Origin of the sequence: Thermosynechococcus sp. QKsg1 (genome assembly GCF_031586415.1) — a bacterium.
Taxonomy (GTDB): Bacteria; Cyanobacteriota; Cyanobacteriia; order Thermosynechococcales; family Thermosynechococcaceae; genus Thermosynechococcus.
In genome coordinates, this window is record NZ_CP134200.1 from 1,682,630 (window position 1) to 1,696,458 (window position 13,829).

Consider the following 13,829-nt stretch of genomic DNA (forward strand, 5'->3'; position numbering starts at 1 on the left):
GAGGAAAATTGATGCCCAGCACCACCATTGACCGCCTGATCATCAACTCGCCCTACGAGGAGCCGCAGCGGCACTGGCGTTACGACCGCGAGACGCGCACTTTCGAATTGGTGGAAGGCCGTCGTCCGGCGGGGTACGTGGTGGCGACGCCCGACTCAAAAGCCTTCGATGACCCGGGCATCTTCGTCGAGATTCCGCTGGTCAACCAGATCCGACCGCGCGTGAAATGCTGGCGGGAGGCGCGCTATCCGGGCGTTACCAGCATCACTAGACGGCTGCTGGAACATTGGACCGACCCCGAAAACTTTGACCGGCGGCGCTTCTTCTTCTGCCAGCTGGAGGCGGTGGAGACGCTCATCTGGCTGACCGAGGCCGCCCCCGCTGAGCGCACCGGCATCGAAATCCCCGGCGACGGCGGCGAGTTCATCCGCCAATGCTGCAAGATGGCCACCGGTTCGGGCAAGACCATCGTCATGGCCTTGGTCATCGCCTGGCAGGTCCTGAACAAGGTGGCCAACCCGCAGGATGCCCGTTTCTCCAAAAACGTGCTGGTCATCGCCCCGGGGCTGACGGTCAAAAAGCGTCTGGAAGTGCTTTACCCCGCCGCGGACGGCAATTACTACGAAGCCTTCGACATAGTGCCCTCGTCCTTGCTCGAGAAATTGCGCCAGGGCAAAGTGCTGGTGCGCAACTGGCACGCCCTCGCCTGGGAGAGCGAAGAACAGATCAAGAAACGCAAGTCTGTGGACAAACGCGGGGTCAAAAGCGACGAGGCCTACACGCGCGAGGTGCTGGGCGAGATGGCCAATGCGCGCAACCTTCTGGTCATCAACGACGAGGCGCACCACGCCTGGCGTGTGAACTGGGAGGCGGAAGGAAAGTATTTGCGGCAGCGGGATCTCAAGGATAGCGCCGCGGAGGCCACGGTGTGGATCGGCGGGCTGGATCGCCTGCACCGCTCGCGGGGCATCCTCAGGTGCTATGATTTTTCCGCTACTCCCTTCACGCCTTCGGGCAAAAAGAGCAGCGAAGAGGCGCTCTTCGACTGGATCGTTAGCGACTTCGGCTTGAATGACGCCATCGAGTCTGGCCTAGTCAAGACCCCGCGCGTGGTGGTGCGCGACGATGCCGTCCCCGATGCCAAAACTTACAAGTCGCGCCTCTATCACATTTACAACGACCCGGACGTGAAAGACGACCTGAACCGCCGCGCCGAACCACACGAACCGCTGCCCGACCTAGTGCTGAACGCCTACTACCTTTTAGGCTACGATTGGCGCGAGACGTGGAAGGCATGGAAGGCGGCCGGGCTGTCCACGCCGCCGGTGATGATCACCGTCTGCAACCGCACCGAGACCGCGGCGCGCGTGAAGCACGCCTTCGATTCGCGGCGCATCCACATCGACGAACTGTGCGACCCAGAGCGCATCCTGCATATCGACTCGAAGGTGCTCGATGAGGCGGAGAAGCAAGAAGAAGCCCTCGCCCCGGCCCTCTCTCAGGGGGAGAGGGAGACCGAGGAAGACGAGACGGATTCGGATAACGCCCCCATTGAGCGCAGGCTGAGCAAGGCAGAGCAGGCCGAGCGCTTGCGCCAGATGGTGGACACGGTGGGCAAGGTGGGACAGCCGGGCGAGAGAATCCAAAACGTCATCTCCGTCGGCATGCTCTCCGAGGGCTGGGATGCCAAGACGGTGACGCACATCATGGGACTGCGGGCGTTCACGTCGCAGCTGCTGTGCGAGCAGGTGGTCGGTCGCGGCTTGCGGCGCACTTCGTACGAAGTCAACCCGGAAACGGGGCTGTTCGAGCCGGAATACGTCAACATCTTCGGCGTGCCCTTCACCTTCTTGCCCCACGAAGGCGGCGAGAACGACCCGCCACCGCCGCCCACGCCCAAGACCGCCGTTGAGCCAGACCCGACCAAGGCACAGCTCGAGATCCGCTGGCCGAATGTGGTGCGCATCGAGCGCGTCTTTCAACCGACGCTGACCTTGGACTGGTCGAAGGTGCGACCATTGGAACTGGACGCGGCGCAGACAGCGAAGGTCGCCGAGCTGGCGCCGATCCTCGAAGGCAAGCCAGACGTCACCCGGATCAACCGCATCAAGTTGGAGCGGCTGGCGGGGAAATTCCGCACCCAACGCATCATTTTCGAGACCGCGCGGGACGTGTTCGACCAGATGAAGCGCACTTGGCGGGGCAGCCGCGAGGTGTTGTTGGCTCAGCTCGTGCGTATCGTCGAGCAGTTCATCCGCTCCGACCGGATTGTGATCTCGCCGCTTGTTTTCGAGCAGGACGAATTGCGCCGACGGCTGATCATCACGCTGAACCTGTCGCGGGTGGTGCAGCATATATGGGAGGCGGTGCGGCAGGAAACCACCGGGCGGCTGGAGCCGGTCTTCGACCGCGATTATCCCATCCGTTCCACAGGCGAGATGCGCACTTGGTACACGGGCAAGCCCTGCGAGCGCACGGAGAAATCCCATATCAACGTCTGCGTCTACGACAGCACATGGGAAGCGTCCGACGCCTTCGCGCTCGACAGCAGTGACGCGGTGGCTGCCTGGGTCAAGAATGACCACCTAGGCTTCGAAGTGCTCTACGTTTATCGTGGTGTGGTGCGCAAGTATCGGCCTGATTTCCTGGTGCGGCTGAAGAACGGTGATCATCTGATTCTAGAAACAAAGGGTCAGGATACGGAGCAGGACAAGGTGAAGCGTCAGTATCTTGCAGAGTGGTGCGAAGCTGTGAACGCGCACGGCGGCTTCGGGCGATGGCGCGCGGAAGTAGCGAAGACGCCCGGTGAGATTCAGGATATAGCTATTCCAATAAAGAATGAGACATTATCCAGCACAATACTTGCGAATCACCTCATCAATCGAACTGTTTGACCCTGCATACATCCGCGCTCGCTTCAACACACTGAAGTCGTGCTCAATCACATTCAAATCAGGAGAGTATTTCGGTAAAAATAACACCGCGTGACCCGCCGCTTTCACCACTGCCTGAATCGCCCCTTGGGGATGAATCGGTGCATTATCCATCATCAACAACGACGGTCTCTTTAACGCCGGCAAACAGTACTGACTCAACCAACTCACATAACGCATTCAAATATCCTGAAAACAGCATTGGGGCGATGAAGTCTTTCTGGTATCTATACCGTCCTGCGACTCAACTCTCTCTTTTCTGACGCCTCCCCACTCACTCTCCATCAATTCGTTGGCCTCGCGCTGACCACCCATACTCAGACTCCACTCGATCGCTGGGCACGGTCGATTAAACGGTCATCGGGATGGGTAGCAACATCCGCTGCTAAGGCCGCCCAATCCAGTTTCCAAGGACGACGGGGGACAACCGTGGGCGCTAAGTCCTCTCGCTTCAGCCAGCGATGGATGGTGGCGCGACTGACCTGAAAGATTTGAGTCGCTTCACTGATTTTGCCACCTTGCTTGATGTAGGAGACAACCCGCTCTCGTCAGTCCAAGCTATAGCTCATGTTCTTGAGTAACATTCATGACGCTTTGAGTATAGCCTATCCCTCTTGAAAATATCTCACTCCCTTTCGAAATAGCTATATCTACCTGAACAGCCGTTTCCTATTCGGGTCAATATCTTGATAGGACGTAACTTTACGCCATAGCCAGACTACTGTTTCTCGTCATCCTTGTGAAAACGGCTGTTATTCCTGACTGATTGAGCCGATAAAACAAGGCTCTCATACTGTTTAAGCTGGCGTCCAAAATGTACGTCAGCCAGATTTTGAAGAGCAGTTGTGAGTTCAGGACGGGATAGTCGCAAGGGCTGAGGCGCCTGAGAATAGACTTGACAATAGCTCCAAAAGATGCCATAGTAAATTGACTGTTTTTTAATCTTTTAAGGGAAGAATACAATATTTCTTCTCTTTTTCCTACCTCTTCAAACTGTTGTTCAATACTTCTGCAAAGGAATAAGCCAATCATTTTACCTTTGGAGAGAACGTTGCCTATTGACTGATAAACTTGATAGTCTCCTGAAGATTGATTTCAAAATATGGCTTATCTTTTTGGAGTGCATCTGTGAAGGTCGTTGTCGTTGGCAGTGGTGGTCGAGAGCACGCGATCGCTTGGAAATTACTCGATTCTCCTCGCGTGACACAGGTCTATTGTCTCCCCGGTAATGGGGGCACAGCCTGCTTGGAGCGGTGTGAGAATGTGGCCATTGAAGCCACCGACCTCACGGGTATTGGTGAATTTGCCAAAGAGAATAACGTTGATTTAGTGGTTGTCGGGCCAGAGGTTCCCCTTGCCGCCGGCTTAAGCGATCGCCTACAGGCGCTAAAGATTCCTGTCTTTGGCCCTAGCCAAGCAGGGGCACAAATTGAAGCCAGTAAAGCTTGGGCAAAGGCGCTCATGGAGGCGGCTCAGATTCCTACGGCCAAAGCAGCAGTGTTTGACACTTATGAGGCGGCCTCTCGTTATGTTCAAGCCCAAGGGGCACCCATTGTCATTAAGGCCGATGGTTTAGCGGCAGGTAAAGGAGTGACGGTAGCGGCCACCGAAGGGGAGGCGATCGCTGCCCTCGAGCGGATTTTTGGGGGTGAATTTGGCGCCGCTGGTCAACAGGTGGTCATTGAATCAGTACTAGAGGGGCAAGAGGTCTCCGTACTCGCCGTTACCGATGGCAAAACCATTCTGCCGCTGCTGCCCGCCCAAGATCATAAGCGCATTGGCGAAGGGGACACAGGTCCAAATACTGGAGGAATGGGGGTCTATGCCCCTGTCCCTTGGGTGACACCAGAGTTAATGCAACGAATTCAACAGACGATTCTTGAACCTGCCCTTGGGGCGTTGCAGGATCGGGGAATCCACTATTGTGGGGTGCTCTATGCCGGTCTGATGGTGACGTCCGCAGGGGATCCCTACGTGGTAGAATTTAACTGTCGCTTTGGTGATCCTGAAACCCAAGTCGTCCTCCCCCTCTTGGAAACCCCTCTGATTGAGGTGCTCTTGGCCTGTGTCGAGGGACGCTTAGCCAGTTTGGGAGCGTTGCAATGGCGCAATGAGGTAGCTCTATCCGTCGTGATGGCGGCGGGGGGCTATCCGGGGAGTTACCGCAAGGGGGATGTGATTCAGGGTATTCCCGCAGCGATCGCCCAAGGGGTTCTCGTTTTCCATGCTGGAACGCGCTGGCAAGAGGGGCAATGGTACACCAATGGCGGTCGGGTATTGAACATTACCGCTTTGGCTCCTGATTTTGCCACGGCTCAAGCCAAGGCCTATGCGGGTGTCAGCGCCATTGAATTTGCCGACTGCTACTATCGTCGTGACATTGGCTACCGTATTCTGGAATCATCGGCTCACAAAGGTGAGTACCATCCATGACCCTTCTTTCCCCAAAAACTAACCCATTACGCTGTTTAAGCGGTGCGCTCATTGCTGGCACGCTTGGGATTCTCCTTTATCGGCTAACAGGGGCGATCGCCTACGTCTTTGCCACTCACGCAGTGAGCTACCACAATCAACTGGTTTATAGCTTGGCCGTGGCCGTGCGCACCCTTGTGGTGGGCTTGTGTACCCTCGCAACGGGGGTCTTTAGCATTATTGCCGTGGGTCTCGTGGCGCTGACGCTGCAACTCCTTTGGGAACGCTGGGGACAACGGGAACAGGCTTAACCGTCGCTGATTTTGCCATCTTCGATTTTGGTGAGGCGATCGGCAATGGCTGTAATCCGTGGATCATGGGTAACAATCAACACTGTGCAGCCTTTTTGCTTTGCTAGCTCGTAGAGAATTTTGATCACCTGTTGGCCATTTTGGGAATCTAGGGAAGCCGTCGGTTCATCGGCAAAAATAATCTGCGGCTCACCCGCTAGGGCACGGGCAATGGCCACCCGCTGTTTCTGACCCCCAGAAAGATTTGCGGGCACAAAGTTAAGGCGATCGCCCAAGCCAACGGCCTTGAGAAGCGCTGCTGCCTGTTCCTTCGCTTTTTTACCTTTAATGCCCTTAAGATTGAGGGCAATTTCAACATTTTCCAGTGCGGTCAAGGCGGGGAAAAGATTAAAACTCTGAAAGACAAAGCCAATATTTTGCAGCCGAAATTTTGCCAGTGCAGCCTTGGACAGTTGCGTAATCTCTTGGCCTAAGACAACCACTTGGCCACTGGTGGGGGCAAGAATGCCGGCCAAAATCGAGAGCAGGGTGGTTTTCCCCGAACCCGAAGGTCCCATTAGCAGATGGATATGACCGTGCTGGATTTGCAGGTTAATGCCCTGAAGAACAGGGGTCTCGTGATGGCCAGAACGATAAACTTTAGTCAGATTGGTGGTGGCGATCGCCAGCCCAGTTGTTGTCACAGTGGCAAGTCTCATCAGTCATTGATTAGCCGATTTAGCCACTGGTGGCACTAGCAAAGCGGATTTTCAGGTAGTCCGCCTCCATTTTCGCGCCCACCGGTTGCAGTGCTGCTAATCCTTGGGGGAGCACCATATTACGACGATGGTTACCAATGCGGATATTCAACTCATCTGCCGTCTTGTTCAGTTCAATTTTTTCCTTGGGTACCCCCGGTAGATAGAGTTCAAGGCTGTACTGGCCATCACTGGGCACCACCCGAATCGTTTGCTCTTGGTAATAGACCTGAGCTGGATCTTCATCAGCGTAGAGGGTCTCCTTCAGGCGGTGCAGTGCCGCTAAACCACAGAGTTCCTCAGCAAACAGGGGCACTTCCTTCACCGGTAGCGGGCGGAAATTGTCGTGAATTTCTTGACGGTATTGCTGCTGCATTTCTTTCCAGCGGGCAAAGAAGGGATCCTGTACCGTGTTCGGCAGAATACGGTTTGCAATGACTAAGTCGGTGGCCACGTTATAGAGGCTGAGATAGGCATGGGCGCGCAGCGACTCCTTAATGACCATCTTTTCTGGATTGGTGACCAAGCGCACTGAGGTTTGGGTGTTGTCGGTGAGGACTTTTTCAAGGGCTTCAATCTGCTCATAGAATTCATAGGGCGCATCCATCACCTCTTGATCGGGCAAAGAGAACCCCACCAAGGGCTTGAAAATTGGCTCCACAATCGGTCGCAAGGCCACAGACATCCGCTGCAAAGGCTTATAGAAACGACGCATATACCAGCCGCTCACCTCGGGTAGGCTCAACAGCCGCAGTGCTGTGCCTGTGGGGGCAGAGTCAATAATTAAGACATCGTATTGGCCTTCGTCATAGTGGCGTTTCATGCGCACAAGGGCAAAAATTTCATCCATTCCCGGCAAAATTGCCAGTTCCTCGGCTTGAACGCCCTCTAGCCCGCGTGCTTGCAAGACTTGGGTAATGTAGCGTTTGACAGCGCCCCAATTGTCCTCTAGTTCCATGAGGGCGTCCAGTTCGGCTCCCCAGAGATTTTTGGCCACAGGCACAGGCACATGCCCCAATTCGAGGTCAAAACTATCGGCAAGGGAGTGGGCAGGATCGGTGCTCAGCACCAGCGTTTTGTACCCCAACTCAGCACAGCGTAACCCCGTTGCTGCCGCCACTGAGGTTTTACCAACACCACCTTTGCCAGTCATTAAAATTACGCGCATGGGAAGGCTCTGCCCTAAACACGGTTGCTTAAAACATCTTAACCCTTGAGCTTGTCCTCAGGGGGGGGCGATCGCTCGCAATCAATGGAAATAAAATCATTAAGAAAAATAAATAAATACAACTACTTATTTAGCTTTACTAACAATAATTTAGGCCTCTCCCCGATCCCTTGGGGCAAATATTAAGTTAATGCTTAAGCCCTTGCAGTTTATAACTGTTTTCAAGGGTTTGTAACTGGAAATATATTTGGACTTATCACGACTATGACCACAACTCTCCAACGTCGCGAAAGCGCGAATTTGTGGGAGCGGTTTTGTAACTGGGTGACCAGCACCGATAACCGCCTCTATGTGGGCTGGTTCGGTGTGATTATGATCCCCACCCTGCTGGCCGCAACCATTTGCTTTGTGATTGCTTTCATCGCTGCTCCCCCTGTGGACATCGATGGCATTCGTGAGCCTGTTTCTGGCTCCTTGCTCTATGGCAACAACATCATCACCGGTGCAGTGGTGCCCACCAGCAACGCCATTGGCTTGCACTTCTACCCCATTTGGGAAGCTGCTTCCCTTGATGAGTGGCTCTACAATGGTGGCCCCTACCAGTTGATTGTCTTCCACTTCCTGTTGGGTGCCTCCTGCTACATGGGTCGCCAGTGGGAACTCAGCTACCGTCTTGGCATGCGGCCTTGGATCTGCGTGGCCTACTCTGCCCCCTTGGCCTCTGCCTTTGCGGTCTTCTTGATCTACCCCATTGGTCAAGGCAGCTTCTCTGACGGGATGCCCCTGGGTATCTCTGGTACCTTCAACTTCATGATTGTGTTCCAAGCTGAGCACAACATCCTGATGCACCCCTTCCACCAACTGGGTGTGGCCGGTGTCTTTGGTGGTGCTCTGTTCTCCGCCATGCACGGTTCGCTGGTGACCTCCAGCCTGATCCGTGAAACCACCGAAACGGAATCCACCAACTACGGCTACAAGTTTGGTCAAGAGGAAGAAACCTACAACATCGTGGCTGCCCACGGTTACTTTGGTCGCTTGATCTTCCAATACGCCAGCTTCAACAACAGCCGTGCGCTGCACTTCTTCCTCGCCGCTTGGCCTGTGGTCGGGGTTTGGTTCACCGCTCTGGGTATCAGCACGATGGCCTTCAACCTCAACGGGTTTAACTTCAACCACTCGGTCATTGATGCCAAGGGCAACGTGATCAACACTTGGGCTGACATCATCAACCGTGCCAACTTGGGTATGGAAGTGATGCACGAGCGCAATGCTCACAACTTCCCCCTCGACTTGGCCAGCGCTGAGTCTGCTCCTGTGGCCATGATTGCTCCCAGCATCAACGGCTAAGTAACGCTCATCTGCTGAACTTTGACACAGCCGCTCCTGCACTAGGGGCGGTTTTTTATTGCGTTATAGCCCACAGGCATTAACACGCTCAACACGGTAAAAAACCAAGTCTCAGAGACGCTGCTACCCGCCCAACGTCAATCTAAAAGATTGATAAAAGTCAATGGATAGATAAAGGTTTTTTGATTCTGTAAAAGTTGACCTCAAACCTCTTGCTGTTCAGAAATATAACCATATAATCAATAAATAAGAGCTTGCAGCGTTCATTGCTGCTGCTTAAGTTCTGTTGTTATTCATGGATTCATAACGACTATGACTACAGTTCTGCAACGTCGTCAGACAGCGAATCTGTGGGAGCGTTTTTGCGATTGGATTACCAGCACCGAAAACCGCCTTTATATTGGCTGGTTTGGGGTAATCATGATCCCGACGCTCCTTGCCGCAACGATTTGCTTTGTCATTGCCTTTATTGCGGCGCCCCCCGTGGATATTGATGGCATCCGTGAGCCTGTCTCTGGCTCCTTGCTCTATGGCAACAACCTCATTACAGCCTCAGTGGTACCCTCCTCTAATGCCATTGGCTTGCACCTCTACCCCATTTGGGATGCTGCTTCTCTGGATGAGTGGCTCTACAATGGCGGCCCTTACCAACTGATTATTTTCCACTTCCTTATCGGTATCTTTGCCTACATGGGTCGCCAATGGGAACTCAGCTACCGTCTTGGCATGCGCCCTTGGATTCCGGTCGCTTACTCTGCGCCCGTTTCCGCCGCCACTGCCGTGCTGTTGATCTACCCCATTGGTCAAGGTAGCTTTTCTGATGGCTTGATGCTGGGGGTTTCTGGTACGTTCAATTTTATGATTGTGTTCCAAGCGGAGCACAATATCCTGATGCATCCCTTCCACATGCTGGGTGTGGCTGGCGTCTTTGGCGGTGCCCTCTTCTCTGCCATGCACGGTTCGCTGGTAACCTCCAGCCTGATCCGTGAAACTACAGAAACCGAGTCCACCAACTACGGCTACAAGTTCGGTCAAGAGGAAGAAACCTACAACATCGTGGCGGCTCACGGTTACTTTGGGCGCCTGATCTTCCAATACGCCAGTTTCAACAACAGCCGCTCGCTGCACTTCTTCCTCGCCGCTTGGCCAGTGGTGGGTATCTGGTTTGCTGCCCTTGGCATTAGCACGATGGCCTTTAACCTCAATGGCTTCAACTTCAACCACTCCGTTGTGGATGCGCAAGGGAATGTCATCAATACTTGGGCCGACATCATCAACCGCGCCAACATTGGTATTGAGGTGATGCACGAACGCAATGCCCACAACTTCCCCCTCGACTTGGCAAGCGGTGAATCGGCTCCTGTGGCGATGATTGCCCCAAGCATTGAAGCCTAAACAGGTCGCTCCTAAACCTCTCTAGTGATAAGTCCAAATATCGCTCCCCACAGGGGGGCTTTTTTTGTCGCGATTATTGAGCAGGGAGTTGATACTGATCAACAATTTTTTTGGCAAAGGGGGGCACGTGAGCAGCCAGTTTTTGGGGATAGTTGCGCCGCACATAGAGATAGTTGCGGGTGAAGTGGGAGTCAATGGAAAAGCGGGCATATTCAAGCCCTTTGGGACCAATGCGCTCAATTACTAGGCCGACTAGTTTCGCCGCCCACATGGGGAGCGTGACGCCTTTATCGTAGGCAGGAATGCTTTGTTGCACGGCAGCGTGGCGATCGCCGGCACTCGTAACGGGCTGCGTTTCCAATTGATCGCGCACGAGGTCAAGCATTTCTTGGCCAAGCTCATTGCGCACCACCAGCCACTGCCAACCAAAGGGGGCGCCCATGTAGCCCACGACCAGATCGGCAAGGCCATTCACGTAGTCAAAGCAACTCATACACGAGGGGGCAAAGACATCCTTGAGTTGATTCGTTTTGAGGCCAAAGAAGGGCACCGTCTCTGTGGAGCCGTCGCTGTGCTTGAAATGCACCCGAAAGTCCTGCATGAATTCGTAGTAAATCACGGTTTCGGGCGATCGGCTGGTGGTTTTAAGGAATTTTTGCAGACCCGCACGGGTGACATTGTCCACGCAGGGAGTGCCCAGGACGTAGAGCTTTTCAAGACCCAGTTTGTCCTGTACCGCTCGCAGCGCCTGAATTTGACAGCCAACCCCAATCACCAACAGGCGTTTGAGGCCGCATTGCTCCACCTGCTCGAGAACCGATAGATTGGGAGACAGGGTCGGTTTATTGACGCGAGCGGCCAGAATCTCTTCACGAGTGCGGGCAATCACGGGCTTGGGGGTAAAGCGATCGCTTTCGCTATTTTGAACGCAGACAACGCCCTCGACCCGTCCCGACTCCAACATGGCAATGGCAATACTGCTGACGATGCCCGTCCACTGCGCCCCCGCAATGGGTTCGGTTTTGCGAGCCGCTATCATCTGCTGGTGAACGCCAAAGTAGCACTCGTCCCAATTGTCAAGATCACGGGCACGGCCATGACTTTGCTGCTCGAGAGTCTCAAACTGCTGATTGAGGAAGGCGCAGGCCTCCTTGACGTAGTGGATATAGTAGGTGTCGCAGAGACCACACTCACTGCACAGCGCCTTGGCGGGGCGGGGGCTACCGGGCTTGAGGGCACGGGCTTTTTGATGGGCGGCAGTCATGGGCACTTACTTCAGGAGTGAACGGGCGCGATCGCAAATCGCTTCGGGGGTGAGGCCATTGTAGGCCATGAGTTCGGCGGGGCTAGCCGTCGTTTCTCCCCGTTGCCAAGCCAACACATCGCGGGGACAGGTGGCACGCAAAAGAATTGGCTCCAACAGTGCCGCAGGGCCGCCCGTGACTCCCAAAAGGGCATCACCACCAAAAAGTCGTTGGAAGGTGGCCTCATCGGCAAAACCACCATCGGGTTCAGCACAGGTTTGCCAAGCAACATCCGTGGGGCGGTACAGTCGCCGGGGATTGATCACCGAGACAATCCGCACCCGATAGCCAAGCTGCTCCAACTGGGGCAGGGCATTATACACGGGTTGCAAAATCATGTCCCCCAGCACCGCCAGTACTAATGTGGCACGACCAGCGGCAGACTCGTAGAGGGTTACTGCACCGTCATCAAGGGCCTGTTCGGTTTGGGCAAAGGTGGTGCGCACCGGTAGGGGTGTTTTACTGGCAAAGATGGCAATTCCCTTGTTTTGTGCTGTGAGTGCCCAGCGATAGCACACTTGAATGCTGTTGGCATCCGGCGGAAAGAGGACAAAGACATTGCCATTGCGCAATAGGGCAGCGTAGTAGGCTTCAATTTCCGGGCGTTGGTGCGTCCAGCCATTGCGCCCCTGCTCAAGGGCACCCGCAGTATAAAGGGTCACTGTGGCGGGTGTGGGACGACGGAGTTCAGCCATGGCTTGGGTAACCGTTTGCCAAATGGGAAGGCCGTTAATGGCAAAGGATTCGTAGGAGCACCAAAGGCTGCGGCTCCCCATCAAGCACAGCCCTGCCGCCAGACCCGCACAGGCATCTTCGCTCAGGGGTTCATAGACTTGGCCATTGGGCACTTGGTTGTAGAGGGGATCCGTGGTCGGGTGAATGATCTTCAGGGCTTGGTTGATGTTGCCAATGCCAGAGGCCTCATTGCCATCGGCATTCGTGACCAGATAGCGGCGATCGCGCTGTCCCACTTCTGCCACCATGCGCCCCATCGCCGTTGTGGCTACTTTGTTTTCACCCAAGGCATAGGCCTCAAGGGCAACCTCCCCAAGGGGCGGTAAATCTAAGACCTGCTCAGTAACCACCACCTCCGCCGCTGGCCCACCGGCCGCAGCAACACAGTTTTGGCGCACCAGTTCCCAAGCAGCGGGGGAAAGGGCACGGGCCTTCAGGGCATTGACAATATCAGGGTTGTCGAGGGTGTGCTGGGCGTAGAGATTGTGGGATTTTGCCCCTTTGGCATGAACGCCAGCGCCCTTCAGTTGTTTGAGGATAAAAACCGTTAACTTGCCGGAGAGGGCCGATCGCGCCGCCTCCTGTACCCCCTTGAGCACCGCCTGCATGAAGGCCAATCGCTGACCAAAGGAAAAGAGCGTGCTATCAACGTAATCCCCTTCTTGGTCGCTGTCGTCAAAGTCCTTGGCATCCACCAGCACCACCTCTTGGAAGCCATTGCCGTGCCAGTAGGCCATCATTTCGGGATTGGTTTTGCGGGAGACCATACTGTGGTGCTCTTGGCTAAAGCCGTTCCACACGAGGATGGGCAGGAAGTTGGTCACCTCAGGAAAAGCGGTGTGGAAGTGGGCCATACTGCTCATCACATAGGGTTCCCCTAGGCCACCATCCCCCAAGGTGAAGGGAAAGAGGGTTTGGCGGTGCAACCAAGCGGCGGCCATGGCAAAGTGCTGCCCCTGTCCGAGGGGACCAGCGGGGGCCAGAACCCCCGGAATATAGCCAGAGAGGTGGCCAAGGAGGCCATGTTTTTCGCGGAAGCGATCGCGCAGGTCTTGAACCGTATAAATACCCATTTTTTCTAGGGAGCGATCCAAGAACAGGGCGGCATAAAAGCCGGGGGCGTGGTGCCCTACTTCGGTGATGATGTTCTTGTGCCCCAGCATTACTAGGGCGGCATAAGCTTCCGCTTGGCTGGCAAAACCACCGGGGTGACCTGAGGCTTTACTGCCGGTCATCTGTAAAATTAGATAGCGCAGGGCGTCGGCATAGAGGAGCGTTTGATAGGCAGCCGCAGGGGTGTCTAAGTCTGTGAGGGTGCTCTGTTGGTCATTGAGGAGGGGGCTTTGACCATACCGTTGCCAATCTGGCCAATCGTCGCCGAAATACTGGATTCCTTCACAGAAACTGGGCACCGAAGTTACCGCTGTCATAGACCCTGACCCAACTGTTGACTGCACGCTTAGTCTCCTATCTTACAGGGGTGGGGG

9 protein-coding genes and 1 pseudogene are annotated in these 13,829 nt (G+C 55.0%); 5 read left to right on the forward strand and 5 right to left on the reverse strand.

Annotated elements, in window-relative coordinates; genetic code table 11:
* Positions 1 to 11 precede the first annotated feature (11 nt).
* The gene (locus tag RHP47_RS08365) at positions 12 to 2,894 is read left to right on the forward strand and encodes a BPTD_3080 family restriction endonuclease (RefSeq protein WP_286668610.1); all 2,883 of its coding nucleotides are present in this window, start codon (positions 12 to 14) and stop codon (positions 2,892 to 2,894) included.
* On the opposite strand, the pseudogene RHP47_RS08370 reads toward RHP47_RS08365, so the two are convergent.
* Positions 2,847 to 3,460: pseudogene (locus RHP47_RS08370) on the reverse strand (transposase). The gene RHP47_RS08365 and the pseudogene RHP47_RS08370 sit on opposite strands and share 48 nt — an antisense overlap.
* Before the next feature lie 601 nt (positions 3,461 to 4,061).
* Here RHP47_RS08370 and purD point away from each other — a divergent pair.
* Positions 4,062 to 5,366, forward strand: a complete 1,305-nt coding sequence (gene purD / locus RHP47_RS08380) for a phosphoribosylamine--glycine ligase (protein WP_286668611.1) — start codon at positions 4,062 to 4,064, stop codon at positions 5,364 to 5,366.
* On the forward strand, positions 5,363 to 5,656 hold the full coding sequence (locus RHP47_RS08385; RefSeq protein ID WP_310840217.1) for a DUF3082 domain-containing protein: 294 nt from the start codon (positions 5,363 to 5,365) through the stop codon (positions 5,654 to 5,656). The genes purD and RHP47_RS08385 overlap by 4 nt, the downstream gene beginning before the upstream one ends.
* On the opposite strand, the gene RHP47_RS08390 is transcribed toward RHP47_RS08385, so the two are convergent.
* On the reverse strand, positions 5,653 to 6,354 hold the full coding sequence (locus RHP47_RS08390; RefSeq protein WP_315863437.1) for an ABC transporter ATP-binding protein: 702 nt from the start codon (positions 6,352 to 6,354) through the stop codon (positions 5,653 to 5,655). The two genes, RHP47_RS08385 and RHP47_RS08390, sit on opposite strands and share 4 nt — an antisense overlap.
* Positions 6,355 to 6,373: 19 nt before the next feature.
* Positions 6,374 to 7,561, reverse strand: a complete 1,188-nt coding sequence (locus tag RHP47_RS08395) for a TRC40/GET3/ArsA family transport-energizing ATPase (protein WP_286625334.1) — start codon at positions 7,559 to 7,561, stop codon at positions 6,374 to 6,376.
* A 264-nt stretch (positions 7,562 to 7,825) separates the two neighbouring features.
* On the opposite strand from RHP47_RS08395, the gene psbA (RHP47_RS08400) reads away from it, so the two are divergent.
* Together psbA (RHP47_RS08400) and psbA (RHP47_RS08405) are read left to right on the forward strand one after the other, a co-directional pair.
* Positions 7,826 to 8,908: a photosystem II q(b) protein gene (gene psbA, locus RHP47_RS08400; protein WP_149819936.1), complete on the forward strand. Its 1,083-nt coding sequence runs from the start codon at positions 7,826 to 7,828 to the stop codon at positions 8,906 to 8,908.
* A gap of 312 nt (positions 8,909 to 9,220) precedes the next feature.
* Complete coding sequence (gene psbA / locus RHP47_RS08405) at positions 9,221 to 10,303, forward strand: photosystem II q(b) protein (RefSeq protein WP_149819938.1); 1,083 nt, start codon at positions 9,221 to 9,223, stop codon at positions 10,301 to 10,303.
* 73 nt (positions 10,304 to 10,376) lie between these two features.
* On the opposite strand, the gene RHP47_RS08410 is transcribed toward psbA (RHP47_RS08405), so the two are convergent.
* Entirely contained in the window at positions 10,377 to 11,567 is a 1,191-nt protein-coding gene (locus RHP47_RS08410; RefSeq protein WP_190278035.1) for a Coenzyme F420 hydrogenase/dehydrogenase, beta subunit C-terminal domain, read from the reverse strand.
* A 6-nt stretch (positions 11,568 to 11,573) separates the two neighbouring features.
* Positions 11,574 to 13,772 carry a phosphoketolase gene (locus RHP47_RS08415; protein ID WP_310840219.1) on the reverse strand — a complete coding sequence of 733 codons (2,199 nt, stop codon included), beginning with the start codon at positions 13,770 to 13,772 and terminating at the stop codon, positions 11,574 to 11,576.
* Positions 13,773 to 13,829: the final 57 nt, after the last annotated feature.

Coding starts and splice junctions, on each gene's coding strand:
- RHP47_RS08395 (WP_286625334.1), bottom strand. CDS start 7,561: ATGCGCGTAATTTTAATGACTGGCAAAGGTGGTGTTGGTAAAACCTCA.
- RHP47_RS08390 (WP_315863437.1), bottom strand. CDS start 6,354: ATGAGACTTGCCACTGTGACAACAACTGGGCTGGCGATCGCCACCACC.
- psbA (WP_149819938.1), top strand. CDS start 9,221: ATGACTACAGTTCTGCAACGTCGTCAGACAGCGAATCTGTGGGAGCGT.
- psbA (WP_149819936.1), top strand. CDS start 7,826: ATGACCACAACTCTCCAACGTCGCGAAAGCGCGAATTTGTGGGAGCGG.
- RHP47_RS08385 (WP_310840217.1), top strand. CDS start 5,363: ATGACCCTTCTTTCCCCAAAAACTAACCCATTACGCTGTTTAAGCGGT.
- RHP47_RS08410 (WP_190278035.1), bottom strand. CDS start 11,567: ATGACTGCCGCCCATCAAAAAGCCCGTGCCCTCAAGCCCGGTAGCCCC.
- RHP47_RS08415 (WP_310840219.1), bottom strand. CDS start 13,772: ATGACAGCGGTAACTTCGGTGCCCAGTTTCTGTGAAGGAATCCAGTAT.
- RHP47_RS08365 (WP_286668610.1), top strand. CDS start 12: ATGCCCAGCACCACCATTGACCGCCTGATCATCAACTCGCCCTACGAG.